Below are 22284 nucleotides of genomic sequence, written 5' to 3' on the forward strand. Positions count from 1 at the left end.
CGCCTGGGCGGGTCAGCTTTTAGCCGCCGATCGAGACGCAGCAGCCCCTCTCAGGCCGCGCCGAAGGTCTTTTGCCACGGCCGCCTTGGAGGGCTGCGTCTCCGGCTGGCCGAACGGATTGGTTTTCTTCAGGAAGTCAGCTTTCGCTTCCCAGGCCAGGATGATCTCGACCACTGGGGTATCCCATGCGTCGTGCGGTGACCAACCCAACCATCCGGTTGCTATTCCGAAGAGCTCGTCGACGTAGCTGCCGTTGCCAGGTCGCTCGGTTCGTTTCCCTGCGACTCTTCGAGTTCTTCATCGGTCTTGCCGCCTGGATTCAGCAGTGCCTTCACGAACTGCAGTACCTGGGTACCGACCTTGTTCACGCCGCCCTCAAACACAGCCTCCTCGACCGCCTCGAGCTCTTTGCGCTTGTTGGTGTCGATACCGGCGCCGGCGGCGATGATGAATGCGGTGGCGGTGATGTTGGCCGCGCCCAGGGCTTGCATGGCTGGCAGAATGCCGCCGAAACGGTTCTCCAGAGCGCGAACAGCCCGAAGTGTGGGCTTGAGGGTAAAGCTGTCGCTGCCGGCTTCGACGACGACGGTGCCATGATTGGTCTTGGACATTGCGGGTTCCTTGGATTATGGAGTTTGAGCGAAGGAGGCGCGGCCAGTAGCAGCGCCTCAGCCGGACGTTACGGGTCCGGCTGGTCTTCGTAGATCTCGGAGTTGATGCCGATGGTCACGGTACGCTTGAGAACATCCTCGGCGCCGCCGACCTGTTTGCGGGACGACATCACCTTGGCGGCGAAGTAATCGGCGACACCGCTTTCGTACAGCACTTTCACTGGGTAATCGAAGCGGCTGCGGTCTTTCTGTGCGGCCTGCAGCGCTAGCTGGCCCGCATCGTCGTCGAGCAGACCGATGGACAGGTCGACAGATCCGGCATCGGCCAGGCCTTTGAGGTGTCGGGTTCGGGAGGCGGCGAGAGAGGCGAAGGTGACGTCACCCACCTCATCACCGTAATCGCCGATGTTCTCGACTTCGCCGATCTCGGTGTAGGTAATGCCGCTCAACAAGGTCAGGGCAGCGGCCGCGTCCTTGGGCAGATCTGCGGTCAGGCGCGGGCCGATGAAAATCTTCGTGCCGGCTGCGGTAGTAACAGGCATGGGTAGTCCTCCTGGGACAGGTGATATGCCGCAACGCGGCGGATTCAGGGGTAGATCAGTGTTGGGTGAGTACGCGCAGCGTCACTGCACCTTGGTAGGTCCTGCCATCAGGCTCGCGGCTGGTCTGCTTACGCGTGACCTGCATGCCGATAACATGACCGCTTGTGAGTGCCAGCGGCTGGTTGTGAAGCAGGGCGTCGATCTTGGCCATGATCTCGTGCACCTCCTTCTGGCCTTGGTACTGGCTCCAGACCGAAAGATACAGAAAGCGCTGGTCTTTACGGCTGGCTAAGAAATCCGCCGCGTCGCTGATCGCGCTGTCGAAAGTTACGTAAGGAAACGGAGAGTTGTCGGGCACGTCGTCATGCACTGGGCATGGCAGTCCGGCCACAAGTCGAGCACGCAGAGCCACCTGCAGGGCCCACGCTGGATCTGCCATATCACTGTCCTCTGGATGCCCTGTCGAGCGTACGACCGACGGCCGCCCTGATATCGGCGATAACAACCTCGCGGTTTACGTCCATCGCAGGCCTCAGCCAAGGGTGGGCAGGCATGGCAGGAATATCTGGCGATTTACCGAACCAGTTGCTGCCATCCGTTTTGTTGGCAGCCCTTCCTTTTCGCCGACCGTTCTCTTGGCCCTTGAAGTTGCCCTTGGTGCCATACTCCAGGAACCGCAGGTAGAAATACCGGCGATTCGCCTTCTTGCCACGCAGGCCTATCTGAGCGTCAAGGCCGCTGGGGGCTACATAGGCAGTCAAAGCTGCGGCGCCAGCACCGGTATCCTTGGGCACGAACTCTTTCATACTGGCCAGAATCTTCTCGGCCCCTTCCTGCATGGCGCCTCTCACCTCGTTGTCTACGGTCTGGTGGATGGCCCGGAGCGTTTTGCGGAGCCTGATATCGCCCGTCAGGCGCGAGCGGCGGACCACTTCACTCGCCCTTTGCCGCCGCTGCTGCCTTGGGCTTATCTGCGGCCTTGGGGGCAGTGGTGACCTCTTCCGCTTGTTTGTTTTCGATCAGGGTGCGCCCTTCCTCTGCCTTCACATCAAAGGTTTCGCCGATCGCTTTTTCACCCATTGGGCCAGAGAGACTGGCCAGAGCTCGTACTTTCATCATTTTTTCCTCAGGGGTTGGTGACACTGGAGCACAGCAAGCGGAGCATGTCGCGCTCATTGCTGGCCAGGGGGGCCTCGATCAGGTAGGTATTGCCGGTGGCCTTATGAACCAGGCGCATGCCCGCCTTGAAGTCACGGGCGTAACGGACTCGAATCTCAGCCGAGATTGCAGCTTGGAGCTGGTTTGCGACTGACTCCACGCGGCCAGTAGGCAGCTGGATCTCTGCCCAAACGTCTCGAATAGATACCCAGCCTCTCTCCTGGCCACCACCCTCATCTGGCACCAGGGTTTCTTGCACCAGAGAGCATCGATGTCGAAGTGGGCCTGCTCTCATCAGAATCGCTTCCTGTACCAGAGCAGCCTTTCGACGGCGAGCGGCATGGCCGTGGCGATGGTGCCCACGGCAACGGCCTCGCGGTTGGCGTACCAGTGACCTACTAGCAGCAGGACCGCCTGCTCGACGTCTCCGGTCAAGCCCATCTCTTCGGGCTCAACCGGATCGGCCTCCACTAGCTTGCGGTCGCAGTGCTGCTCGACGTGCGCCTTCGCGGCTTCGACATACCCGCCGATCAGAGCGTCTTCATCGTCACCGTCGACCCGCAAGTGCAGCTTCACGGTAGCTAAGTCGAGCATTTACTTGGCCTCTTTCGGGGCCGCCGGCTTGGCTTCCTTGGGCTTGGCCAACTTGGGCTTGCCGCTGGCATCCAGCTCAACGGCCAGGCCTTTGCCCAGCAACGTGTGGGCATACTCGTCGTCGGCCTTCTCGAATTCCTGGCCGCGCTTGACCTTGGCCGAGTCGGCGCCGAGCAGTTCGGCGTTGCCGACGAAACCCCACAGAGCTTTGATGTGCATAGTGCCTCCTGAAACAAAGAGGCCGGCGAAATGCCGGCCTTGACTGATGGGTTAAGCGGCTGCGGGGAAGTTGCCCTTGACCAGAGCTTCCTTGCGGCGAACGCCCAGCCCCAGGCGCTCCTCGACCAGCAGCGCGATTTCGTTCCGGATGAACTGGTCGTTGATCAAGCCCATCTTGAACTGGAACGACATGCGATCGAACAGGGTGGTAGAGCGTGCGAAGTTGGCTACCAGGAACTCGCCACCTGCGTCGGAATCACCTTCATCCATGCTGTCGGAAGTGATCACCGGACGACCCCAGAGGACCGGGGTCACCAGGCCTTGCAGGTTCGCGAACAGGTAGCGATTCTCGCCATCCTTCTGCAGCTCGATGTTCATCCAGTCGAGCTCAGTCATCACCACGCCGTCAGCAGACATCAGCGACTGTTTGCGCACTTGGTAGATCGCGCGGCGCACCAAGTCGATGGCAGTGTCGCCAGCCTTGCTCAGCGCCGTGTTGTAGGTGGTGGCCTGGGTCATCAGGCCGGGCAGGTTCTCGCCGGTACCATCACCTTTGAGGATCTGCGCTTCTTCCTCAAGCTTGAGGTCGTATCGCAGCAGCTGCTGTAGGTAGGCAAACATTTGCGGCACGTCAGACAGCACTTCGTCGGTGGCCGGCATCCACACTGCAATCTTTTTCACCCGATCGGTTTCGGTGGTGAAGGTCACGTTGCTGGTTGGCTTGAGACCGCCCTCTGCCACGGGTTTGGCACCGCGGGTGTGCACGTTCTCGCGGAAGTAGGTGTAGTTCTGGCCAGTGACTGGGATGGTAGTAAGCAAGTCGCGGATACGCAGTTCTTGACGCAGGCCAGGCTGGATCACTGGATCGTAGATCGGCGCTACGATGCCCGCGCTGGTGACCTTCATCTCCTTCATGCTGGCCAGATCGGACTTGGTCACCTCGATCTCGGCGGTGCTAACGCTCTTTTGCTGCAGACCCTTGTAATTGTCGTGGCCCTTGACCAGGTCGATGAAGCTCTTGCCCTCGCCTGGCTGGCCGCGCAGCTTCACACCTTTCTGCTCCAGGTCCTGCACCTGCTCGATGACACGCTCGAGCTCGCCCTTCTGGTTGGCGATCTGGCTCTTGAGATCAGTGGTGACTTGGTTGCCTTTCTCGATTTCGCTGATTGCAGCGTCGTACTTCTGTTGCAGGCCTTGGAAGCCGCTCTTCAGTTGCAGCTCCAAGGAGTCTTTCAGCTCTTTCACTTCGCTCATTGCGATGCTCCAAAATGGGTGGTGAACAGTGTGGAAATGTCTTTCAGCTCATCCACGATCGCCGTGGCCTCGCTGCCGCCGTCACGGCGCAGCGCGGTGTAGCCGAGCGAAGCGACTGCCGCCGCTTCCTTCTGCGAGAGGCCCATACGCTCGCGCAGGGCCTTCTCGAAAAGCCTGATGTCCGATTTGACGCTGAGGACTTGTGCCTCCGGGTTCATGCCGAACGGTACGAAGGAGGCCTCCCACAATTCGGCCTCCTTGATGAGGCGCACACGTCGTCCTGCGCGATCCTCAAAATCTGCCTTGATGGTGTTGAAGCCGATCGACATGCTGTCGAGGATGTCAGCCTTCATCAGCTCGTAGGCATCGCGGGCATAACTCACATTGAGATTGACCTGGCCTTTGAGCAGCAGCCCATGGTCGTCCTGGATGTAGTCCGCAGCGCCGACCAAGCGGGTCAGATCGTGATACAGCGCCAGCTTGAGCTTGCCGTTTCGCATCGCCTTAACTCGCGTGAAAGCGCCAGGCATGATCACGTCATCGCCCAGGTCCACGTTGTTGAACACGGCGGCGTAGGCTTCGAAGTTGCCCGCGTCGTCAACCGACTTGAGCTCGATTGGAACCTCAAGAGTCGCCATTTTTCTGAACCTCCCACCGGGTGACCCGGTTGTATTCGTCGCCTTCCAAGAGAGGCAGATTTTCCTTGGCGCGGGCTTCGTTAATGGTCATCCAGCCAGAGCCGCCTGAACCTCCGAGCGCTGCACCCAGGTACGTGGCACGGCCTGCGCTATCTGCGCGCAGCAGCCCCTCGACCACGAACTCGACGAAGCGAGCGGTGCTGCCAAACAGCTTGCTGTTCAGCTCGTCTTCAATGGTGTCGATGTAGGGCTTGAGGCCGAAGGTGATGAACCCGATAAGCTGCTGCTCAAGGTTCGAGCCCATGATCGAGGTTTTGCCCGCACGGTTGGCCAGCCACAGCGGCACGCCGTAAATGCCGGCCAGGGCTTCTTCCTGGAACTGCTGCGACTCGATGAACTGGGCGTCCTTCTGGCTGATCCCGGCCGGGACGATCTTCGGCCCACCCTGCAGGATCGCCATCTTGCCGATGTCATCCGTATCGGCTTTGCGTACATCGGGGAAACGCTTCAGGACCTGAGCTTGTTGCGCATCGCTCAGGAAGCCGTCGTAGATGACATAGCCACCGGTGAATCCGCCCTTCCTCATGAAGCGGGCCGACCACTGCTGGCCAGCCTTGGCCAGGCCCATGGTTTCTGCTTGGTACTCAAGCGGCGAAAGTCCGACAATGCCGTCCAGGCTGAACAGCTTGAAGTGCAACATGTGCTCTGGTGACACCGGGAAAGGATCGCCTTCGCTCGGCGTGACGATGTACAGCAGGTCCTCGTCTGTATCGATCTTGACCGACCTCCAGTTGAGCGGAACCAGGCCGATTACGTCCCCCTTGCCGTTGCGCTCGATCAAGGCGAAGGCGTTGCCGCGCAGCGCCATGTTCACGACCACGAACTTGAGGAAGTTCAGCATCGTCATGTAGGGGTTGGGTTTGCGCAGCAGCTTGAGCATCCGGTCGTTACCGCTGACCAGCTCCCGGCCCCCGCCCTTGTCGTCGTACAGCTTGAGCGGCAGGCCGCTGAGTGACTCGGAAAGGATCTTGACGCAGGACCAGACCATGCTGATCGACAGCGCCGTTCTGGCGGTGATGCGCACCCCGGCCTTGGTCTGCTTGCCGCCCACCTCGAGGTCTGACTCCACGTAGTTTCCCGTGGCCGGGTCGGTGTACCCGAAAAATCCCCAGGTCGTGGGGTTGTACCATTTGAATCCCATGGTCAGCCTATGAGGTCGAAGAAGCCGTTGTTGAGGTAGTTGTCCATGCCGCCCTTCGCCTCGGGGTTGAGCGCCATCAGCGTGACCGCGTTAAAGAGCGCCATCAGCGGGTCGATCTTGGCCGAGCCGCTGGCCTGCTTGGTGATGAGGATCGAGTTGCCGCGCGGCTCTACCTTTGCGTTACCGCAGCACCAAGCCATCATTGGCTGGCCGCCGTGCAACAGCGTACCCTCAGCGAGCTTGCGCTCGGCGGTCTTGATTGCCCCGCCCAGGCGCCAGCCTTGTGAAATGCCGTCGATCTTTTCGCGCGGAATCCCAAAAGCTTCGAGGGCGTCGAGAATCGCGCCGACCCCGGCCGGGTCGAGCCCGACCTTGTCCAGCAGGCCGGCCTGCTCGACCTGTGCCACCAATTGCGCCACTGCCTCAATGTCGTCGCCGATGCGTTCAACCAGAGTCAGGTGCCCATCCTTGGCGAAGTCGCGGATGCGCGGCGCCTCGGCTTTACGCCGCTCCAGCACTGACGGATGGGCCCAGGCGTGCGTCCAGGTCAGCCAGCGTCTTGTGCCTTGCTCACGCCCGACTGCTGCCAGGCCCAGCAAGTCATCCAGTCCGCCGCCATCTACGCCGATATCGATCACCTCGCAGCGCTCGATTAAGTCGTCCAGCGTGCGGCACAGTTCAGAGGCCTGCTCCTCCCAGAAATCCGCACCCGCCCAGCGATCAGACAGCAGCGCCAGGCCGATCTCGACGTTGAGGTGCTTGGCCAGGAAACCGCGGAACGACTCTTCGCCGTCCAGCTGCGCCTGGGCGTACCCGCGCTCGATGAATGCCTCATCGACCGACAAGCCAAGGTTCGGGTTGGTGACGTAAGCGTTGGATGCATCCCGGTGCGCGCCATCATCGAGCATGGCTTTGGGAAACTCATACAGCACTGGCAGGAATGATCGGTCTTCGATCTCCCCGCTACGCACCTTGCGGGCGTATAGCAGCTTTTGCCGAAATACCCCGGCCGGCGGCGCATCGGATTGGGTAGTGGCCCAGATGATGAAACCTTCAGGCCGAGATGCCAGCCCGCCAGTGGCCTCGCGCAACATGGCCTCAGCATTGGCGCGCTTGCCAAACACCCAGAGCTCGTCGACGAAGACGCCGATAGCCTTCTTTCCCGAAACCGTCTCGCTGTCCGCCGCGACCACCTTGAGGGTGGCCTTGGTCTGCAGGTGGGTCACGGTGCGTAGGTGGTCCTGCACTTTCAGTAAGGCTTTGAGCTCGTCGTCCGCCGCCACCATATCCCTGATCGGCAGGTAGGAGTTGTCCGCAATTTCCTTAGTCGGCGCCAGAATGATGAATTCGCCCGAAGCTCGCCAATTGAGGATCAAAGCTGTCAGCATGATGCCTGCGGCGATGGTTGACTTCCCGTTCTTCTTGCTGATCAGGAGCATGAATTCGCTGATCATTCTGCGCCCGGAGTCAGGATCGTAGGCGCCGAAGATGGCAGCCACGAACTCATTCACCCAAGTCCGGACCGTCTCGCACATCAACGGGCTGCCGGTGGCGTCCACCATGCGCAACGCACCGAACACGTCCAGGGCTTCCTCAGCCTCACCCGGGAACAGCGGCTCGAACGGAATCAGGCTCTCGCGGGCAACAATGCGCTGCTCCCAGTCAGTGCAGGCGGTTGACCACTCCATCATTTCACCGACTGCAGCGGGCCGCGGCGGGTGCCGAACTTGCCGGTGGCTGCCTTATCGGCGTTGGCCTGGGCCTGATCCTTCTTACCGCTCTCGCCTTTGCGAGGGTGTACGAAAGGCATCAGGGCTTTGGCTGCATCAACACGCAGCTTCGGCTCTGACTCCAGGTCGTTCATCACCGACAGCAGGTAGTCTTTAGGGTCGCGGTGCAGCAGCGCCCGCATCAGGTCGAAGCCGCCAGGATCCGGGGCGCCCTGGTCGTCCTTCGCGGAGGCAGGTTCGGGCGCTGGCTCAGCCTGTGTCGAGGGTTCCGGCTCGGGCCTGGCTTTAACATGCGCTTTAACATCTGCTTTAACATCTGGAGGCATCAGGCCCAAGGCGCGGAGCTTGGCCAACTCGGCTGCTACGTCTTTGTCCTTCACCAGCCGAGACCCCGCCGCAGACGCGGTCTTCTCGGAATAGCCAGCCGCTACAGCTGCGTCCCGATTGGACGCACCTTCCCTCAGCGCAGCGATAAAAGCGCGCTTGCGGGATGTTAAAGCCATTTAACAAAAATCCTATGGGGGAAAAAAATCTGTACGTGGGGTCGGGAGCGGTCTAGCTAGGTGAGAATGGCTATATTTTGACCACCCCCCGGTCCATGACCCGATTTTTCGGTCTGGAGCCTTCGCCGTGCTTTTTTTTTAGAAAAATAAGATTTTTATGGCGCTATAAGATTTCGGAAGCTTCCTCGGCCTGCTTCACCGAGTCATGGCATGGTTTGCATAGCGGCTGCCAGTTGCTCTGGTCCCAGAACAGCGTCATATCACCGCGATGCGCAATCACATGGTCAACCACTGATGCAGCGGTGACTCGACCCAAGCGATCGCAGTAGACGCACAAAGGTTTCTCCAACAGGTACCGCTCGCGAGCCTTCTGCCATTTGTAGTTGTAGCCACGCTGGGAGCTGGTCATTCCGCTACGCCAGCTACCAGGCGTCACCATCTTCACCCTGCTATCTGTGCCTTCCTGAATGCGAAAGCCCACTGTCTTGAGCCTGGCCATCATTCAACCCGCACGATCTTGGCTACGTTCCCTTTGGCCCGGCAGACGAGCATGGCAGCCAACAGGTAGAACGCTGTATTGAACCAGGACACGTCGGCGAACTCATCGTGAAGCAATATGCGGCCGATGAGACTGACGCACTGCATGCCAGTAACCGCACATGCCGCCCAAGCCATGAGTGAGACGCCAAGCTTGTAGCGGGCATCGGGATACGGCCGGTAGCGCAGACCGATCATCACGAAGATGACGGCGCAAAGCCCGGCCTGGATTACAGCAGCCATTCAACCCTCCTTCCTGGCCCGCAGGCGGAATACCCACTGCAGCCAGGTTGGCATGCGGCCAGTCTGCATCCACTCCAACAGACCGGAGAACGTGACCACGCAGAGAACGCCGCAGACAAAAGCACTGAATCCGGCAGTCTGGGTCCAGGCACGACCCATCACCTCTGCGGCACCAAAGTAACCGCCTATCCAACCGGTCAGCAGGTAGCCGATCCGGCGCCAAGTGCTCATGTCCCTGGCGAATACAACGTAGAAGAAAGACCCACCGAAGGATCCGACCAAAGTGGCAAGGTCCAGCTCCGGGAAGGCAGCGCCCAGGCCGACGCTGGCAAGTACGCCGGTCACTGCGAGGGCGCCGGTACTTGGCTCGGCCATGTAGGTACTCCAGAAACGAAAAAGCCCCGGCATATGCCGAGGCTTCAAGGTGGCTGCTGGTGATGGCGAGTTTGCTCTCGCGCACCTACCGCAAAGTAACACGAAATATAGGGATGAGGACCGGGGATGTCAAGCGGCTTCACGACGAACATCAAGCGCACCATCAACCCAAGCAACACCGGCCTTCCAGAGCTGCCTTGTTTTCTCCTCTCCGAACTTCAGCTTCTTGCCCACTTCACGAAGCGAGGTGTCCCGTGACGTGTAGTACTTCATGATCACCGCCCCGCACTCTGCATAGCGCTGCAACAGACGGCCGACCAGGCGATCTATGAACAGGGCCTCGTCGTCGGTGATGACCGGGTCGAGGATGGTGTTCTCACGCGACGCGCAGCAGGACACGCCGGAGCCCAGCACAACCCAGCGACCCCAATGCTCGAGCAATTCTTCTGCACTTCTCTCCAAGTGGCTCATATCTTCCCCTCAATCCCCGGTGTAGTTGGTGCCGCCGGCGCCGCGGCGGTTGTTCGATTCGTACTGTGCAGCTGGACCTTCAGTGCGTGGTGGCCGCTGGCGATCAACCTGCTGCTCCAGCTCGCGCACTCGCAGGCCCAACTGCGTTACAAGCTCTTCCAGCGGCAACGGCTCGCCATTGACGGCCGACAGCCATCCCGATGCATTGCAGCGGCCACATGGCAACTCATAGAAGACGCCCTTTATCACTGCTCTTCCGTTGCAGTCTGGACACTGAGCCAAGACGATCCGCTCTTTGCGTAACGCTGGGCCGTGGGTCTTCTTCATTGACCATCCACCTTTAACCGTAGCGCTTTGATCTCAGCGACCAGAGCCAGGATCACGGCCGGGTGAGCCGCAGCAATGAAACGAGCATTCGCCTCAAACACTGCGGCTTGAACAGGGTTGCACTTGCTGCTGGCAGCATGAGTGGCGCCTATCGCCTGGTTGCCATTGCCGATGTGCCAGAACCGACCATCGGCCCTTTTGGCGCACTTCCACTCACCCTTGGTCGCGGACTCTGCCAGCTGTTCAAGGCGGACCAGGTCGATGAACTGTTCTTCGCTGGTCATTTCGAATCCTCGCTTATGGTGGATACCGGAAGTGCCCCGAAGCCCGCACGCCCTGCGGCCCGCGAGAGAATCCCTGAATCCGTCGATCTATCGCCGGTCAAGCCGTGAACCGACTCGAAACCCTTCTGATCAAGGTGTGCATGCCACTGCTCCAGCGCCTCGCGTTTGCGGGCCATGATGTCGGACTGGATGTACACCTTCACGTTGTGGCCCATGGCGTGATTGATCAGCAGCTCACCCACCAGGTGGTCAACGCCCAGATCAGCCCAGCCTGTGCGGGCCAGCTTGCGCAGGTCGTGGCTTGTCCACTCACCCTGCCCCATGACCGTGAAGACTGCCGATGCCTTGGCTTCGCTCATGGGTTTGCCCTGGCGCCCTGGGAAAACGAACTCGCCGTCATAGCCCTGATTGCGCTGGATCTCGCGATAGGCCATCAGCAGGAACCGCACTTGGTCGGTCAGGGGCAAACGGTGCTGCACGCCGGTCTTGGTGTGCTCGGCCGGGATGTACCACTCACGCTCGGCCAGGCTGATGTGGCTCCAACGGGCCAGGCGGGTTTCGCCCAGTCGGGTACCGTGGCACAGCATCATCAGAGCCAGCACACCATGCTGTGGCCGGTTGGCCAGGGCGCCCTTCATGCGGCTCATGAGATCTTCAAGGTGCACACCACGCAGGCGTGATGGCTTGACCGTGACCTTGGCCTTCGAGAAGTCCCCGAAGCGGATGCCAGCCATGGGATTGGAGCTGATGTAGCGCAGCTTGAAGGCTTGCCGGAAGGCCAGGGCCAGCAGTTGGAAGACCAACCGCACGTAGTCGATGGACAGGGTCTCTTGCAGCGGCCACATCAGCTCCCGGTCGAGCAACGCCTTGTCGATCTGGGCCAGCGGCACCTGCCCAAGGCGCGGCACCAGATGCTGCTTGATGGCCGACGCCGCCGTGCTCTTTCGCTTGCCAGAAAGGTTCCGATCCCGGGTCATGCGCTCAGCAAACCAAGTCAGTAGCTCGCCGGTCAGCACCCAGCTCGAAAGGCTAGAGCCCTCGCCCGCTTCCAGGCGCAGGCGGATATCCGGCAGCGCAGCGGCCACCTTGGCGGCGCTCAGCTCTGGGTATGAGCCGATCCGGTGCCATTTCCCCTTGATGACCAGGTACCAGGAACCTCGATCGCGGGACCGGTGAAAACGGAAATACAGGCCCTTGCTGGCCAGGCTGCGCAGGTCTCTTGCCGACCCGGCGGCCTGGCGGCGGATCTCGGAATCGCTGATCTTCACAGCAGCGGTGTTGGTCATTGCACTACCTCGGTTTTGGGCAGGGCCATGTAGGCTCGCAAGCACTCCATGGCGTCGAAATGGCCGTAGCAAACGACCGCCAGGTAACCCTCGCGAGTCAGCCGCTCGATGCAGGCGTACTGCTCAGGCGAGACATCTGCCGGTTCAACGGTGGCTTTGAACTCGATGAACAGACCGAAATATCCGCCACGGGCGAGCGTCAGCTGCAGATCGGGAATGCCAGGCTTGGTGCCTTGGGCTTTAAGCCGCTTGGCTTCGGCCCAGCTGCGATGGCCACCATTCGGGGTGTGATGGAGATTCGCGTAAACCTCTGGATAGCGCAGCTTGATCTCGGTCATCAGGGTGGCCTGCTCGAGTCCCTCGCGGTCTACGCGCTTGGCCCGGGGCTTCTTGGGGCTGAACCCAGACACGGTTGCCGGCTTCATGCGATGAGCACCCCCTCGTTGAGCAGCAGCGCCTGGGTGCGCATGACGCCCTCGGCGTGATACTGCCGGGCTGTTTCGCGATCTACGGCCTTGCTGCGCCCGTCGCAAGCGTCATGGCACGCACTGCAGCACCAGGCGCCCTGCAGGTCGTGCGGCTTCTTGCCGACGCCGCAGGTGCCAGCCAAGCGGTAGTGCGCGAGAACGGTGGTTTCCGGGTTGCCGTTGCACACACCCGGAATACGCACCTGACATTCCCGGCCGCGCGCAGCCCTGGTCAGCTTGGTTTGCCGCATGGTCAGAACTCCTCCTTGCCACGGTGAGACTCCCACTGGAACGGCACCACCACACCGCCGCCCTCGCGCAGGCGGTCGTAACACCGTTCTCCCATGGCGTGGCGCAGTTGGCTGGCTTCCAGGTTGGAAATCACGACCGTGGGGCGCATTTGCTCGTAGCGCCCGTTGATGATCGAAAACAGGGTTGTCAGCTCGAATTCGCTCGGCTGCTCCTTACTGACGCCGACTTCGTCCAGCACCAGCAGCGACGGCTCGATCAGGCTGGACAGGATGTCGGCCTCGGACTGCTCGCTGTGGCGGTCGTATGTCGCTCTGATGGCCTGCAGGACAGCGCCTACCGTGCGGTACACGGCGGTAGCCGAGGTGTTACGCATCAAGTCGTTGGCCATGCCAGCGCCCAGATGGGTCTTGCCGGTACCGACCTGGCCCAACAGCATCAGGCATCGCCCGGTGCGCTGGATCTCATCGAACGCCGCCACGTACCGCGTGCAGTAGGCCAGGGCCTTGCGCTGGCCCTCGTGCTCGACCCGGTAGTTGGCCAAGGTGCGATCAGCGAATCGCTTCGGGATGAGCGCCGAGCCAAGCTTGCGGCTCATGGCCTCACGTTTCAGGCGCGTTTCCTCAGCCAGCTGCTTGGCCTCGCGCTCGGCGATTGCGATCTTCTCGCAGTCTGGGCAGCGGCCGACGATCTCACGCCCCATCAACAGGGTCACTCGCTGCTCGAAGGGGCCGTGCTGTTCGCACTCAGCAGGCTGAACACGAAAGCCAGCGGCATTCTTCACCTCGGACATGGTGATCACCGATTCAGATCGCATAGGTACCGTCCTCCCGCGGGGCAAGGCCAGCGGTGTAGTCGCGCTCGTTGAAGCCGTGATGACGGCTATTGGGGTTGGCTTTGGCAGGCGTCTGGCCACCAACGCGCTTGGTGACCCATTCAACCTCGAAGCCGCGCCAGCCGTTCTCCACCGCGATCTCCAAGGCCTGGGCAGGCTGGATACCGAAGGCCTTGCACTGCTCGAGCTTGGCGTTCAGGCGGGACCAGATCCGAGCGCTAACCGTAGCCTTGGCCGCTTTGCGGACAGCTAGGTAATCAGCGATCAGCGATTCATCCAGGCCGTGGGGGTTGTCGGCCAGCATGGCGGCCTTCCCGAATGGGGTCTTGCGATCGGCCTTGGCTGGAGGCTCGTCGATTTCGCCGGGGGGGCATGTAATATCTTCCGTAGGAAGATTTACATAGGGGGTTTGTTTCTTAGAATAAAGAAGGGACTCGGCGGTTTTGGTCTGTTTCGACTCTGATCCGATTCGGACCACTTGAGCCGAGTCGGCTGTTTTGGTCTGTTTCGGATCAGTGACATAGACCCAGTCTCTCGGGTCATTGACACCGATATGGCCACGAGCGCCACCCTCACGAAACAGCACGCGACGACGCAGCAAGCTGGAAACGGCTTTGGACACGGTGTCCGGGTGAGCGTTGATGGCCTTCGCGATATCGGTAGCTGGTATGCGTTGAGCGCCCGCGCCGAAGTTGATGGTGGCCTTGGCCACGTACAGCACGATCTTCATTTCTCGTGCCGGAAGATCGATAGCCAAGAGGCCATCCATGAGCTCGTTGTCCATCCGGGTGAACCCCCTGGACTTGTCAAGTGGGACGATGTTTGTCATGCTCTGATCTCGTTTGAAGCTGTAGAGAAAGCCGCCCTGCAAGGCGGTTTTTTTTCGCCTGCGATCCGGTACTGGATGGATTCGCAGGTGTTTCGGTCATCTATGGGGGAAACAGCGCGCCCCTGATAATCAATTCGCCGGCCGGATCACGCGGCGACCTCTGAGGAGTCCACCTGACGCTCACGTTGCTCAAGCAGGCTTTCGATGGACTTACCGAGTTCGTATCGAACAGCAGAGCCGTTAGACGCTCGGGAAATGGTGGGCTGTGTGGTGCTGCAGTGCTTGGCGATATCAGCCTGCGACAGCCCAAGCTGGAACAAACGGCTCAACATCTCTGGAACTGTCATGGAAGAATCCTATGAGTTTTCGCATGGGCAATCATACGAACAAGCATAGCGCTATGCAATAGAATCGCTGCAATACGTCAACGCATATGAGAACGGGTATGAGCGTCGCGGATCGGCTTAGGGCCAAAATGAAGGAGCTGAACCTCAGCGAAAGCGAGTTAAGCAGGCAGGCCAAGGTCCCGCAGCCAACTATCAACCGGATCCTTTCCGGCGAAAGCGCAAGCCCGCGCCGCGGGACAATCGAGGGGCTAGGCAAAGCGCTCGGCGTATCTCCGGACTGGCTGATGTTCGGCACTAACGCCTCGGAAGAGTCCAATATCACTGCTGCACTGCAACCAAATAGATCATTTGCCTACCCAGAGATCAGCTGGGTTCAGGCGGGAAATGCAAGAGAGGCTGGTGAGGTGGGCAATATTTCTGCATGCCCCAGGCACACGTCGGATGTGTGGGCCGGGGAGGATGCGTTTTGGCTGCGAGTGGTTGGCAGCTCCATGACCAGCCCAACCGGGCATTCATTTCCTGAAGGCTCTTTGATTCTTGTCGCTCCAGACATTGAGCCCCGTCCTGGTCAGTTTGTTGTCGCTCGGATGATTGACACCAATGAAGCAACCTTCAAACAGTTGGTTAGAGACGCTGGAGAGCTATTTCTTAAGCCACTGAACTCCGCTTACCCCATGAAGGCAATCGACGATGCCTGGGAAATAGTGGGCACAGTCGTAGATGGAAAAATGCCCAAGTCCATCTTCATGATTTGACCGCACCCGCTCCCGTTCAGCCAAGGCCCGCAAACGCGGGCTTTTTTGTGTCTCGCATAAAATTATGCAAAAGCGTATTGACGATAATTATGAGGATTCGTATAGTTTCTTCATCGAAACGCATAGCGCTCGATGCAGCCCGCTCTTTAACAATCAGCAGACGAGCCACCAGGCGCCGAGTGAACCCGGCCGTTGAGCCCTGGTGGACAGTACGAAACACAGCAAGCTTCCTCGCTCGACATGTCGGCCCGCAGGTTTGCTGAGCATTACCGATTTCACTGGCTGGCCTTGGCGACAGGGCCAGACGGGAAATCAACCCCACGGAGCAACATCCCATGCTTGGAAAACTGTTCGGCAAGAAGGGTCGTGAAGCACGCGCTGCGATGCAGGTGGTTCAAAACCGCGACCTGATGCAGGCGATCGTCTATGGCGCGTTCTATGTCGCAGCCGCCGACGGCGAGATCGGCGAAGACGAGATCAAGAAAACCGAAAAGCTGATCGCCAACACACCTCAGCTCAAGGGTTTTGGGCCGGAGCTGTCCAATACAATGGACCGCGCCGAGAAGGACTTCCACGACGGCGGCCATCGCATCCTGCGCATGAACGCCGAGAAGGAGCTGAAGGATCTGGCCCACTCGCCCGAGGAAGCGGCCATCGTTATCAACGTCATGCTGACCATCGCCGAAGCCTCTGGCGACATCGACGACAAGGAAATGGCCGTCCTTGAGAAGTCGGCGAAGCTGATGGGGCTCAGCCTGAAGGACTACCTGTGATCCGAATCGGATCGTTCGCGATCATGACCGTCGCCGTTTTGTGGCTGGTCATGCGCGGCATCGACTACGGGACCTGCGCCTGGTACGGCCATCAGACTGAGCGCGACACCCGCTACGCCGCATTCGTCGGCTGCATGGTGAAGACCAGCAGCGGATGGGTGCCCCGCAATGAACTGCGCACCCAGCAGTAGCACCGCGTCAGCCTGACGGAAACTGCCCGATCTACCTGGCTCCCCATCACCAGGCTGCATCGGTGTGTGATCTGAAACTGAATGGCGGGCCGCCCCGAGTAAATGGGGAACGATTACAGGGCCTCGCAGGCCTCGCCTGGAAGATCCCCCAGATCGCACACCAATGCAGCCACCCACCCCGAGAGACATCATGGAAACGATCACCTGCGGCTCATGGACCGGCCAGCTCGGCAAGACGCTGGCACCTCGCGAGCTGGAAGCACTGCTCTGGGTTGCCCAGGGCCTGACCACCAAAGAGATCGCGCGGCAGATGGCGGTCACCCCCGGCACCGTGGCCAACCGTATCGAGGCTGCGCTGTTCAAGCTGGAAGCCGGGCGCCGCATCGAGGCGGTCACCAAGGCCATGCGCCAGCAGATCATCAGCCCGCTCTGCATCGTGCTGGCCGGCCTCATCGCCATGCACTCGGTCATCAACGACAACGACCCGATGCGCCGCGACCGCCGCGCCCCTGAGCGCCGTACTGCGCAAGTTCGAATCCTTCGCCGGGCTGAAAGCCTGGAACTTCACGCCTGACCCACTGAGGACCACCCCAATGCAAGCAGCCATCCAAAACAAACAGGACCAGCTCGAGGCTTTGCGCCAGGAAGTCATCACGGCCACCGAGGCCTTCCGTAGCAAGTCACGCTTCTTCGTCACGCAGAGCGGTAAAGGCTGGGCTGTCGTTTCTTCCGCCAACAACCGCGTATACGGTCGTAACACCAGCTACCCACAAGCAGTTCGCTATGCGGAAAGCCTGGAGCGCGCTATCGAAGCCAAGACCCTGCCCGTTGTTGCCGTCGCTAAGGCCCAACCGAACGGCGAGCGCGCAACGCGCTGGGGCTCGCTGCTGATGCTTCTGTCCATCATCGCTGCGGCGGTCTCGCAGTCATGAGCCGCGGAGTAAACAAGGTCATCCTGGTAGGCACCTGCGGCCAGGATCCGGAAGTGCGGTACCTGCCCAATGGCAACGCGGTTACCAACCTCAGCCTGGCAACCAGCGAGCAATGGCTGGACAAGCGCTCAGGCCAGAAGGTGGAGCGCACCGAGTGGCACCGTGTGTCCCTGTTCGGGAAAGTTGCCGAGATTGCAGGCGAGTACCTGCGTAAAGGCGCTCAGTGCTACATCGAGGGCAAGCTGCAAACCCGCGAGTGGGAGAAAGATGGCATCAAGCGCTACACCACGGAAATCATCGTGGACATCAACGGCACGATGCAGATGCTGGGCAGCCGACCGCAGGGCCAGCAAGCCGGGTATCCGCCTGACAGGCAGCCTCAGCAACAGCGCCAGGCGCGGCAGTCGACGAGCCAGCAGGCAGCACCACCGAATAGCGATAGCTTCGACGACGACATACCGTTCGCGCCGATGCATTACCTCGCAGGAGGATGACCATGATCGCAACCATTTCCCAACCCGTCTCGGCCGTGAAGTATGCGGCCGCCATGGCGAAGTCCACAGGCAAGCCCTGGGGTGTTTATCGCGGCAACAGGCGCCTCTTCTTGGTCATGCCTTCCGATTCGACAAAGAAAACGCCAATCGAGACCTGCAGCCCTTGAGATCCATCCGAACGAAAGTGCAGCAGCGTCGGCGCCAGCAGTACATCAATCTGCCGCCCAGCGGCTTGGGAGGTATCAGCAATGGCGAAGACGCCAACCCAGCGCAAGAAAGACCAGCGCGAGCGGGACAAGCTGACGAAGGAAGAGCGCGAAGCCCTTTTGTTGTCACGACGCATTGTCACGGACCTATACCACAACACGGACAACGCGCTTATACGATCGATGGCCCGAGCCGGGATCGAGGAAGAGCAGGACCTGATTTCGCGCCTGATCCACGGCGCTGATCGACTCCCGGACAAGCAGCTGGCGGCGCTAATCAAGCTTTCGTGACTGCCTGCCGTGACAACACAAACCAATTTCAACCATGCCGCATCCGGCTGCGGAGGAACACCTACGCCATAGAACGGCTCTTTTAGTCTCGTCATTCCTAGCGAGCTCTATAGCTCTCAAACAACGGTGCCAAGCGCTCATCGGCACGGACGATCTGTTCGCGGAAAGAATCCATGTGATCGTTGAATTCATCAGCGGAGGCGATGCCACAACGCTCGATTTTGTGCGGGCCCTCGCTATAAACCTGGGCGACGGCTAGCCGACGCTCATGATCGTGTCGTTGCAGGGCCACCGAAATAGCCCAAACAGCGCATTCTGCCAACAGCATCTGCTCCCAGAACTCCGAAGGAGCTTTTCCGGGACCAAACAGCTCCCTAATGTCAACGAGCTTGCCGTTCAAAGCGTCATAGGGCTCATGAGCCAGAGCAGAAGAACGGAGCTTGCTGATTCTCTTCCATGATCTGATCCTTCGAACGAGCGGTGACGCTATGCGAAGGGTCTCGCGCACTACTAAATCGTTTCTTCCCAAGCCTTCGAATCGCTTCCACTCCTGATTGAAAGAGTGAACCGAAATCATCAGGTATGAAGCAAGCGAATCGCGAAGATCCTGTCGAACGATAGCCTTCGCTGGTCGCAGCGCATCAGACAAAAAGGCTTTCACTGCAGCCAGTGACAAAAGTGAAGTCTGCAGCGGGGTCAAGTTGAAGGTCATGGGGCGCTCACCGGATTCAGTTCACACCATCAAAACTCAATAACCACCAAATTGCCACCATGCCGCATCCGGCCACGGAAGGCGGCGCATGCATGGAGAAAGCCATGAGCTACTTCTACAAGACCGAATCGCCAAAGGTCCTGGCCGCAGTACGCGCCTGGGACGAGAAGAAAGCCGCCTGGAACGCCCAGCGCGAGAAGCTGGGCCAACACTTCGGCGCCGATGCATCGCCGATGTACAGCGGCTCCCGCAACTACGTGGGCGGCATCAAGCTCAGCGCCAGCCGCGACCTGGACGTGCACTGGTGCCGGCCAGACGAGTACGGCTACCGCTCGCTGCGCCGGGCGCCCAAGCATGCCAAGGGCACGGACAAAGAGGTGCGCGCGGCCGAGAAGGCTGAGCATCAGCGCCTCGATGACCTCTGGAAAGCTCATTGCCCGGAAGATATCGACCGCGACGAAATGTGGGAGGCCATCGGCGTGGAGCGTGGCGGGATCTGGCTCAGCGGCGGGGTGTGCTTCACCTACGGCGACACTGTGTATCTAAACCTGGGCAGCAAGGCCGCTGACGGCGATGTCGAAGGCCTGGTGGAGATTGTCAGCAGCGAGTACGAAACAGCCCGCCAGCGCGTGCTCAACGCGCGCACAACCGCCTGACCCTCCGGCGCTGCCAGCGAGCTCTCAAACGAAAACGCCACCCTATATCGGCGGCGTCGATGGCAGCAGAAAAATCAGGGCGTGAAGCCCTTGTCCTTGCTCCGATCTGGCTTAGGGATGTCCCAGAGCTTGTCACTGGATTCCTGCTGCGCCTTAGCTTTCTGCTCGTCTTCTGAGTCAAAGCATCCGCTCAGCGACAGCGCAGTGACGGCGACAAGGATTGCGCCGATGACGGTGCGTTTCATGAGGTTCCCTCCTGTGAAATGGTCCGGCGTTATATCAAACATCGACGCCCTCGGCAAAACATGGCGCTGCCCGCCAGCGCCTTCCCCTATTCAACGATAACGCCTGCGCGGCGAGGAGCCGTATGGCTGCGTATTACAACGAAATCGACCCATACGCTGCGCAGTGGCTCCGCAACCTCATAGCCGCGGGCCATATCGCGCCTGGCGACGTAGACGAACGCTCGATCGAGGATGTGCACCCCGATGGCCTCAAGCCTTACACCCAATGCCACTTCTTCGCAGGCGTCGGCGTTTGGTCCTACGCCCTTCGTCGCGCCGGCTGGCCAGATGATCGACCTGTTTGGACCGGTTCCTGTCCGTGCCAACCTTTCAGCGCGGCAGGCGCGGGAGCTGGGTTTGATGACAAGCGGCACCTATGGCCCCATTTCCATTGGCTCATCCGCGAGTGCCAGCCTGCAATCGTCTTTGGAGAGCAGGTTGCAAGCAAGGACGCAGAGCCTTGGCTCGACCTTGTACAAGCTGACGTGGAAGCCATGGCTTATGCCTTCGGGGCTGTCGCGTTCCCGTCTGCGGGCGTCGGTGCCCCGCACATCCGAGACAGGACGTACTGGGTGGCGCAGTCCAAACACCGTCGACGCCAAGCTGGGGAATCGAAACGGTCCTGGCCAGGTGCAGCTCTGTCATCAGGTTCTTTCGGCAGGATGGCCGAGCCCAACGGCCTGCGATTCGAACAGAAAGCCGTCGCAGGACTTCACGACGCCGAATATCACACTGAATCATGCGGCGGTGCTGAGCGGCTGGGCCACACCGACAGCAAATCAGCCGGGCGGCACTCCCGAGCAGCACATGCAACGGAAGATCGCGATGGGCCGCAGTACTGCGACTGTGACGGATCTTGGGATGCAGGTGGCCCATTGGCTGCCGCCAGACCAGCCGGCCCGGTTAACGGCCTGTGGGCAGATGCTGACTGGATCTTCTGCCGGGATGGAAAGTGGCGGCCAGTTGAACCCGGCACATTCCCGCTGGCTCATGGGGCTACCAGCCGAGTGGGACGCCTGCGCGCCTACGGAAACGCCATCAATGCTGAAGCGGCGGCGCACTTCATAGCCGCCTATCTCGAAACCCTATGACGCCCCAGGCGAGGTATCCCATGCCCAAAGAAAACCGATCCAGCAACACAGAGAACTTGCCGTGCCCGTTCTGCGCCGGACGGGTTGATCCCGAAGGATGGCTGCGCGGCGACGGCACGCGCGGACCTGAGTGTGAAAGCTGCGGCGCAACGGCGCCAACTCTAAGCGTTTGGAATAGCGCCAATCCCACCACACAGCCCCACCACGACCCAATAGCCTGGATGGTTGGTACTGCCTTCTGGTGGACCAAAGAAGAGGCAGAGAGGGACGCATCTGAGACTGGGCTGCGGATTGTTGAGCTGGGACCGATGACCCCATGACGCTGAGGTTGAGGTGCTGCGTGCTGCCTTGAAGTTCTAGGCCGACCGGGACCATTTCGCGGACGACATTCGCAGCGACTGGGAAAGTGTGAGCGGCGAACCCACCAACGTCATTTGGCACGAACAAGAAGCTTGGTTAGTTCAGGCGGCTCCATTACTAGGGCCGTGCTGTCGGGGAAATCTAAGCAGGATCAAAAACTGAGAATCGCAGATCCCTCTGCGAATTTGGTTCAGGCTAAAACTGCAGGTTGAGTGTTATCGCCCAGAAAGATGACCCAAGCATCGTGAGCGTTTTGATGCCACGCCACCGCGTTTTGCCAATGATCGCCGGAAGTCTCGCCGTCAGAAACTAGACGCCTGAGCTGGGAGTTAGATGCATCCATTTCGAGCAGATGCCGGTGAGCTGCGTAGCGAAAATTTTCCTTGCTAAGCATCGGATTTATGTCCTAAAGGTCTGGCCCGAAGGTTCGTGCCGATATCCCTATACATCCATTGTGACACTAAGTTAAAGCGCAAGTTGAATAAATGCCCTAAGAGCACATCTGTACTCTTTCCCGCTGTAACCCCTCTTCCCTCTATTCACTGCCGCGATATGGCGGCCAAGGAATAACCGTGTCCGAGAAAAGTGGAATCACCCTCAACCGCGCGGCGCAGGATGTCGTGCTGGAGCGCCAGCGGCAGGTCAGCAACAAAGGCTATTCGCTGTATCGCGATGACGGTTACACCAGTGGCGAACTGGCCAGGGCGGCGAGCGTATACGCACGTCTGGCAGGTCAGCCTCGCACCATGAGCACAGATTGGCCGTGGGCGCCGGAGACATTCAAGCCAAGCGAAGATCGCCGCCGCGACCTGGTGAAAGCTGGTGCACTGATCCTTGCT

At 60.1% G+C, this 22284-nt stretch carries 39 protein-coding genes; 10 read left to right on the forward strand and 29 right to left on the reverse strand.

Annotated elements, in window-relative coordinates:
• Positions 1 to 12 precede the first annotated feature (12 nt).
• The 26 genes from FH041_RS08820 to FH041_RS08945 form a co-directional block, all read right to left on the reverse strand.
• A complete protein-coding gene (locus tag FH041_RS08820; RefSeq protein WP_161631449.1) occupies positions 13 to 174 on the reverse strand; it encodes a hypothetical protein in 162 nt (53 codons plus the stop codon).
• A gap of 47 nt (positions 175 to 221) precedes the next feature.
• Complete coding sequence (locus tag FH041_RS08825) at positions 222 to 611, reverse strand: hypothetical protein (protein WP_140174412.1); 390 nt, start codon at positions 609 to 611, stop codon at positions 222 to 224.
• Between the two features lie 68 nt (positions 612 to 679).
• A complete protein-coding gene (locus tag FH041_RS08830) occupies positions 680 to 1153 on the reverse strand; it encodes a phage tail tube protein (RefSeq protein WP_023535505.1) in 474 nt (157 codons plus the stop codon).
• A 55-nt stretch (positions 1154 to 1208) separates the two neighbouring features.
• On the reverse strand, positions 1209 to 1592 hold the full coding sequence (locus FH041_RS08835) for a DUF3168 domain-containing protein (protein ID WP_140174413.1): 384 nt from the start codon (positions 1590 to 1592) through the stop codon (positions 1209 to 1211).
• A 1-nt stretch (position 1593) separates the two neighbouring features.
• Positions 1594 to 2085 (reverse strand): HK97-gp10 family putative phage morphogenesis protein, encoded by a 492-nt coding sequence (locus FH041_RS08840; protein ID WP_140174414.1) that lies wholly within the window; start codon positions 2083 to 2085, stop codon positions 1594 to 1596.
• A 1-nt stretch (position 2086) separates the two neighbouring features.
• The gene (locus FH041_RS08845; RefSeq protein WP_140174415.1) at positions 2087 to 2269 is read right to left on the reverse strand and encodes a hypothetical protein; all 183 of its coding nucleotides are present in this window, start codon (positions 2267 to 2269) and stop codon (positions 2087 to 2089) included.
• 10 nt (positions 2270 to 2279) lie between these two features.
• Entirely contained in the window at positions 2280 to 2606 is a 327-nt protein-coding gene (locus tag FH041_RS08850; protein WP_140174416.1) for a phage head closure protein, read from the reverse strand.
• Positions 2606 to 2905 carry a head-tail connector protein gene (locus FH041_RS08855; protein WP_140174417.1) on the reverse strand — a complete coding sequence of 100 codons (300 nt, stop codon included), beginning with the start codon at positions 2903 to 2905 and terminating at the stop codon, positions 2606 to 2608. The genes FH041_RS08850 and FH041_RS08855 overlap by 1 nt, the downstream gene beginning before the upstream one ends.
• Positions 2906 to 3124, reverse strand: a complete 219-nt coding sequence (locus FH041_RS08860; RefSeq protein WP_023535478.1) for a hypothetical protein — start codon at positions 3122 to 3124, stop codon at positions 2906 to 2908.
• Between the two features lie 51 nt (positions 3125 to 3175).
• On the reverse strand, positions 3176 to 4378 hold the full coding sequence (locus tag FH041_RS08865) for a phage major capsid protein (protein ID WP_023535494.1): 1203 nt from the start codon (positions 4376 to 4378) through the stop codon (positions 3176 to 3178).
• Positions 4375 to 5016 carry an HK97 family phage prohead protease gene (locus FH041_RS08870; RefSeq protein ID WP_023535512.1) on the reverse strand — a complete coding sequence of 214 codons (642 nt, stop codon included), beginning with the start codon at positions 5014 to 5016 and terminating at the stop codon, positions 4375 to 4377. The genes FH041_RS08865 and FH041_RS08870 overlap by 4 nt, the downstream gene beginning before the upstream one ends.
• Complete coding sequence (locus FH041_RS08875) at positions 5003 to 6217, reverse strand: phage portal protein (protein ID WP_140174418.1); 1215 nt, start codon at positions 6215 to 6217, stop codon at positions 5003 to 5005. The genes FH041_RS08870 and FH041_RS08875 overlap by 14 nt, the downstream gene beginning before the upstream one ends.
• A gap of 2 nt (positions 6218 to 6219) precedes the next feature.
• Positions 6220 to 7908: a terminase large subunit gene (locus FH041_RS08880; protein WP_140174419.1), complete on the reverse strand. Its 1689-nt coding sequence runs from the start codon at positions 7906 to 7908 to the stop codon at positions 6220 to 6222.
• Positions 7905 to 8450, reverse strand: coding sequence for a terminase small subunit (locus FH041_RS08885; RefSeq protein WP_140174420.1), 546 nt, complete (start codon positions 8448 to 8450; stop codon positions 7905 to 7907). The genes FH041_RS08880 and FH041_RS08885 overlap by 4 nt, the downstream gene beginning before the upstream one ends.
• 163 nt (positions 8451 to 8613) lie before the next feature.
• On the reverse strand, positions 8614 to 8949 hold the full coding sequence (locus FH041_RS08890) for an HNH endonuclease (protein ID WP_140174421.1): 336 nt from the start codon (positions 8947 to 8949) through the stop codon (positions 8614 to 8616).
• Positions 8949 to 9230, reverse strand: coding sequence for a phage holin family protein (locus FH041_RS08895; protein ID WP_140174422.1), 282 nt, complete (start codon positions 9228 to 9230; stop codon positions 8949 to 8951). The genes FH041_RS08890 and FH041_RS08895 overlap by 1 nt, the downstream gene beginning before the upstream one ends.
• On the reverse strand, positions 9231 to 9605 hold the full coding sequence (locus FH041_RS08900; RefSeq protein WP_140174423.1) for a putative holin: 375 nt from the start codon (positions 9603 to 9605) through the stop codon (positions 9231 to 9233).
• A 129-nt stretch (positions 9606 to 9734) separates the two neighbouring features.
• Positions 9735 to 10076 (reverse strand): antiterminator Q family protein, encoded by a 342-nt coding sequence (locus tag FH041_RS08905; RefSeq protein ID WP_023535490.1) that lies wholly within the window; start codon positions 10074 to 10076, stop codon positions 9735 to 9737.
• Between the two features lie 9 nt (positions 10077 to 10085).
• On the reverse strand, positions 10086 to 10403 hold the full coding sequence (locus FH041_RS08910) for a hypothetical protein (protein ID WP_140174424.1): 318 nt from the start codon (positions 10401 to 10403) through the stop codon (positions 10086 to 10088).
• Complete coding sequence (locus FH041_RS08915; protein ID WP_140174425.1) at positions 10400 to 10687, reverse strand: hypothetical protein; 288 nt, start codon at positions 10685 to 10687, stop codon at positions 10400 to 10402. Before FH041_RS08915 ends, FH041_RS08910 begins: the two co-directional genes overlap by 4 nt.
• Positions 10684 to 11973: a site-specific integrase gene (locus tag FH041_RS08920; RefSeq protein WP_140174426.1), complete on the reverse strand. Its 1290-nt coding sequence runs from the start codon at positions 11971 to 11973 to the stop codon at positions 10684 to 10686. The genes FH041_RS08915 and FH041_RS08920 overlap by 4 nt, the downstream gene beginning before the upstream one ends.
• The gene (locus FH041_RS08925) at positions 11970 to 12398 is read right to left on the reverse strand and encodes a VRR-NUC domain-containing protein (protein ID WP_140174427.1); all 429 of its coding nucleotides are present in this window, start codon (positions 12396 to 12398) and stop codon (positions 11970 to 11972) included. The genes FH041_RS08920 and FH041_RS08925 overlap by 4 nt, the downstream gene beginning before the upstream one ends.
• A complete protein-coding gene (locus tag FH041_RS08930; RefSeq protein ID WP_140174428.1) occupies positions 12395 to 12691 on the reverse strand; it encodes a DUF1364 domain-containing protein in 297 nt (98 codons plus the stop codon). Before FH041_RS08930 ends, FH041_RS08925 begins: the two co-directional genes overlap by 4 nt.
• A 2-nt stretch (positions 12692 to 12693) precedes the next feature.
• Positions 12694 to 13506, reverse strand: a complete 813-nt coding sequence (locus FH041_RS08935) for an ATP-binding protein (RefSeq protein ID WP_140174429.1) — start codon at positions 13504 to 13506, stop codon at positions 12694 to 12696.
• On the reverse strand, positions 13496 to 14353 hold the full coding sequence (locus FH041_RS08940; protein WP_140174430.1) for a replication protein: 858 nt from the start codon (positions 14351 to 14353) through the stop codon (positions 13496 to 13498). Before FH041_RS08940 ends, FH041_RS08935 begins: the two co-directional genes overlap by 11 nt.
• A 146-nt stretch (positions 14354 to 14499) precedes the next feature.
• Complete coding sequence (locus tag FH041_RS08945) at positions 14500 to 14700, reverse strand: hypothetical protein (RefSeq protein WP_140174431.1); 201 nt, start codon at positions 14698 to 14700, stop codon at positions 14500 to 14502.
• 98 nt (positions 14701 to 14798) lie between these two features.
• Here FH041_RS08945 and FH041_RS08950 point away from each other — a divergent pair, with 98 nt between their 5' ends.
• The 8 genes from FH041_RS08950 to FH041_RS08980 all read left to right on the forward strand — a co-directional run bounded on the left by FH041_RS08950 (position 14799) and on the right by FH041_RS08980 (position 18342).
• The gene (locus FH041_RS08950; RefSeq protein WP_140174432.1) at positions 14799 to 15455 is read left to right on the forward strand and encodes a LexA family transcriptional regulator; all 657 of its coding nucleotides are present in this window, start codon (positions 14799 to 14801) and stop codon (positions 15453 to 15455) included.
• A gap of 335 nt (positions 15456 to 15790) precedes the next feature.
• Positions 15791 to 16228, forward strand: coding sequence for a tellurite resistance TerB family protein (locus FH041_RS08955; protein ID WP_103469392.1), 438 nt, complete (start codon positions 15791 to 15793; stop codon positions 16226 to 16228).
• Positions 16225 to 16419 carry a hypothetical protein gene (locus FH041_RS08960; protein WP_140174433.1) on the forward strand — a complete coding sequence of 65 codons (195 nt, stop codon included), beginning with the start codon at positions 16225 to 16227 and terminating at the stop codon, positions 16417 to 16419. The genes FH041_RS08955 and FH041_RS08960 overlap by 4 nt, the downstream gene beginning before the upstream one ends.
• A gap of 190 nt (positions 16420 to 16609) precedes the next feature.
• A complete protein-coding gene (locus FH041_RS08965) occupies positions 16610 to 16993 on the forward strand; it encodes a response regulator transcription factor (protein WP_023535468.1) in 384 nt (127 codons plus the stop codon).
• Positions 16994 to 17012: 19 nt separating this feature from the next.
• Positions 17013 to 17351 (forward strand): hypothetical protein, encoded by a 339-nt coding sequence (locus FH041_RS08970; protein ID WP_140174434.1) that lies wholly within the window; start codon positions 17013 to 17015, stop codon positions 17349 to 17351.
• On the forward strand, positions 17348 to 17845 hold the full coding sequence (locus FH041_RS08975) for a single-stranded DNA-binding protein (RefSeq protein ID WP_023535856.1): 498 nt from the start codon (positions 17348 to 17350) through the stop codon (positions 17843 to 17845). The genes FH041_RS08970 and FH041_RS08975 overlap by 4 nt, the downstream gene beginning before the upstream one ends.
• A gap of 2 nt (positions 17846 to 17847) precedes the next feature.
• Positions 17848 to 18012: a hypothetical protein gene (locus FH041_RS22735; RefSeq protein ID WP_168199529.1), complete on the forward strand. Its 165-nt coding sequence runs from the start codon at positions 17848 to 17850 to the stop codon at positions 18010 to 18012.
• A gap of 81 nt (positions 18013 to 18093) precedes the next feature.
• A complete protein-coding gene (locus tag FH041_RS08980) occupies positions 18094 to 18342 on the forward strand; it encodes a hypothetical protein (RefSeq protein WP_140174435.1) in 249 nt (82 codons plus the stop codon).
• A 97-nt stretch (positions 18343 to 18439) separates the two neighbouring features.
• Here the strand turns inward: FH041_RS08980 and FH041_RS08985 are convergent, their stop codons facing one another.
• Positions 18440 to 19054: a hypothetical protein gene (locus FH041_RS08985; RefSeq protein ID WP_140174436.1), complete on the reverse strand. Its 615-nt coding sequence runs from the start codon at positions 19052 to 19054 to the stop codon at positions 18440 to 18442.
• 104 nt (positions 19055 to 19158) lie between these two features.
• Here FH041_RS08985 and FH041_RS08990 point away from each other — a divergent pair, with 104 nt between their 5' ends.
• Positions 19159 to 19710: a hypothetical protein gene (locus FH041_RS08990; RefSeq protein ID WP_230375094.1), complete on the forward strand. Its 552-nt coding sequence runs from the start codon at positions 19159 to 19161 to the stop codon at positions 19708 to 19710.
• 74 nt (positions 19711 to 19784) lie between these two features.
• On the opposite strand, the gene FH041_RS22740 is transcribed toward FH041_RS08990, so the two are convergent.
• Positions 19785 to 19955, reverse strand: coding sequence for a hypothetical protein (locus tag FH041_RS22740; protein WP_168199530.1), 171 nt, complete (start codon positions 19953 to 19955; stop codon positions 19785 to 19787).
• Between the two features lie 122 nt (positions 19956 to 20077).
• On the opposite strand from FH041_RS22740, the gene FH041_RS08995 reads away from it, so the two are divergent.
• Positions 20078 to 21085, forward strand: coding sequence for a DNA cytosine methyltransferase (locus tag FH041_RS08995; protein ID WP_140174438.1), 1008 nt, complete (start codon positions 20078 to 20080; stop codon positions 21083 to 21085).
• 550 nt (positions 21086 to 21635) lie between these two features.
• Here FH041_RS08995 and FH041_RS09005 read toward each other — a convergent pair.
• Positions 21636 to 21839: a hypothetical protein gene (locus FH041_RS09005; RefSeq protein ID WP_140174439.1), complete on the reverse strand. Its 204-nt coding sequence runs from the start codon at positions 21837 to 21839 to the stop codon at positions 21636 to 21638.
• Positions 21840 to 22284 lie beyond the last annotated feature (445 nt).

It is taken from the genome of Pseudomonas sp. SWI7 (genome assembly GCF_006351945.1).
GTDB classification, from domain to species: domain Bacteria; phylum Pseudomonadota; class Gammaproteobacteria; order Pseudomonadales; family Pseudomonadaceae; genus Aquipseudomonas; species Aquipseudomonas fulva.

Bases quoted from the DNA above. Each gene is read 5' to 3' on its own strand.
- FH041_RS08985 (WP_140174436.1), bottom strand. From the start codon at position 19,054: ATGACCTTCAACTTGACCCCGCTGCAGACTTCACTTTTGTCACTGGCT.
- FH041_RS09005 (WP_140174439.1), bottom strand. From the start codon at position 21,839: ATGCTTAGCAAGGAAAATTTTCGCTACGCAGCTCACCGGCATCTGCTC.
- FH041_RS08835 (WP_140174413.1), bottom strand. From the start codon at position 1,592: ATGGCAGATCCAGCGTGGGCCCTGCAGGTGGCTCTGCGTGCTCGACTT.
- FH041_RS22740 (WP_168199530.1), bottom strand. From the start codon at position 19,955: ATGAAACGCACCGTCATCGGCGCAATCCTTGTCGCCGTCACTGCGCTG.
- FH041_RS08855 (WP_140174417.1), bottom strand. From the start codon at position 2,905: ATGCTCGACTTAGCTACCGTGAAGCTGCACTTGCGGGTCGACGGTGAC.
- FH041_RS08895 (WP_140174422.1), bottom strand. From the start codon at position 9,230: ATGGCTGCTGTAATCCAGGCCGGGCTTTGCGCCGTCATCTTCGTGATG.
- FH041_RS08940 (WP_140174430.1), bottom strand. From the start codon at position 14,353: ATGACAAACATCGTCCCACTTGACAAGTCCAGGGGGTTCACCCGGATG.
- FH041_RS08860 (WP_023535478.1), bottom strand. From the start codon at position 3,124: ATGCACATCAAAGCTCTGTGGGGTTTCGTCGGCAACGCCGAACTGCTC.
- FH041_RS08845 (WP_140174415.1), bottom strand. From the start codon at position 2,269: ATGAAAGTACGAGCTCTGGCCAGTCTCTCTGGCCCAATGGGTGAAAAA.
- FH041_RS08955 (WP_103469392.1), top strand. From the start codon at position 15,791: ATGCTTGGAAAACTGTTCGGCAAGAAGGGTCGTGAAGCACGCGCTGCG.
- FH041_RS08935 (WP_140174429.1), bottom strand. From the start codon at position 13,506: ATGCGATCTGAATCGGTGATCACCATGTCCGAGGTGAAGAATGCCGCT.
- FH041_RS08970 (WP_140174434.1), top strand. From the start codon at position 17,013: ATGCAAGCAGCCATCCAAAACAAACAGGACCAGCTCGAGGCTTTGCGC.
- FH041_RS08995 (WP_140174438.1), top strand. From the start codon at position 20,078: ATGGCTGCGTATTACAACGAAATCGACCCATACGCTGCGCAGTGGCTC.
- FH041_RS08825 (WP_140174412.1), bottom strand. From the start codon at position 611: ATGTCCAAGACCAATCATGGCACCGTCGTCGTCGAAGCCGGCAGCGAC.
- FH041_RS08910 (WP_140174424.1), bottom strand. From the start codon at position 10,403: ATGAAGAAGACCCACGGCCCAGCGTTACGCAAAGAGCGGATCGTCTTG.
- FH041_RS08900 (WP_140174423.1), bottom strand. From the start codon at position 9,605: ATGGCCGAGCCAAGTACCGGCGCCCTCGCAGTGACCGGCGTACTTGCC.
- FH041_RS08885 (WP_140174420.1), bottom strand. From the start codon at position 8,450: ATGGCTTTAACATCCCGCAAGCGCGCTTTTATCGCTGCGCTGAGGGAA.
- FH041_RS08915 (WP_140174425.1), bottom strand. From the start codon at position 10,687: ATGACCAGCGAAGAACAGTTCATCGACCTGGTCCGCCTTGAACAGCTG.
- FH041_RS08980 (WP_140174435.1), top strand. From the start codon at position 18,094: ATGGCGAAGACGCCAACCCAGCGCAAGAAAGACCAGCGCGAGCGGGAC.
- FH041_RS08925 (WP_140174427.1), bottom strand. From the start codon at position 12,398: ATGAAGCCGGCAACCGTGTCTGGGTTCAGCCCCAAGAAGCCCCGGGCC.
- FH041_RS08890 (WP_140174421.1), bottom strand. From the start codon at position 8,949: ATGGCCAGGCTCAAGACAGTGGGCTTTCGCATTCAGGAAGGCACAGAT.
- FH041_RS08880 (WP_140174419.1), bottom strand. From the start codon at position 7,908: ATGATGGAGTGGTCAACCGCCTGCACTGACTGGGAGCAGCGCATTGTT.
- FH041_RS08975 (WP_023535856.1), top strand. From the start codon at position 17,348: ATGAGCCGCGGAGTAAACAAGGTCATCCTGGTAGGCACCTGCGGCCAG.
- FH041_RS08870 (WP_023535512.1), bottom strand. From the start codon at position 5,016: ATGGCGACTCTTGAGGTTCCAATCGAGCTCAAGTCGGTTGACGACGCG.
- FH041_RS08905 (WP_023535490.1), bottom strand. From the start codon at position 10,076: ATGAGCCACTTGGAGAGAAGTGCAGAAGAATTGCTCGAGCATTGGGGT.
- FH041_RS08830 (WP_023535505.1), bottom strand. From the start codon at position 1,153: ATGCCTGTTACTACCGCAGCCGGCACGAAGATTTTCATCGGCCCGCGC.
- FH041_RS08865 (WP_023535494.1), bottom strand. From the start codon at position 4,378: ATGAGCGAAGTGAAAGAGCTGAAAGACTCCTTGGAGCTGCAACTGAAG.
- FH041_RS08850 (WP_140174416.1), bottom strand. From the start codon at position 2,606: ATGAGAGCAGGCCCACTTCGACATCGATGCTCTCTGGTGCAAGAAACC.
- FH041_RS08950 (WP_140174432.1), top strand. From the start codon at position 14,799: ATGAGCGTCGCGGATCGGCTTAGGGCCAAAATGAAGGAGCTGAACCTC.
- FH041_RS08990 (WP_230375094.1), top strand. From the start codon at position 19,159: ATGAGCTACTTCTACAAGACCGAATCGCCAAAGGTCCTGGCCGCAGTA.
- FH041_RS08945 (WP_140174431.1), bottom strand. From the start codon at position 14,700: ATGACAGTTCCAGAGATGTTGAGCCGTTTGTTCCAGCTTGGGCTGTCG.
- FH041_RS08965 (WP_023535468.1), top strand. From the start codon at position 16,610: ATGGAAACGATCACCTGCGGCTCATGGACCGGCCAGCTCGGCAAGACG.
- FH041_RS22735 (WP_168199529.1), top strand. From the start codon at position 17,848: ATGATCGCAACCATTTCCCAACCCGTCTCGGCCGTGAAGTATGCGGCC.
- FH041_RS08920 (WP_140174426.1), bottom strand. From the start codon at position 11,973: ATGACCAACACCGCTGCTGTGAAGATCAGCGATTCCGAGATCCGCCGC.
- FH041_RS08875 (WP_140174418.1), bottom strand. From the start codon at position 6,217: ATGGGATTCAAATGGTACAACCCCACGACCTGGGGATTTTTCGGGTAC.
- FH041_RS08930 (WP_140174428.1), bottom strand. From the start codon at position 12,691: ATGCGGCAAACCAAGCTGACCAGGGCTGCGCGCGGCCGGGAATGTCAG.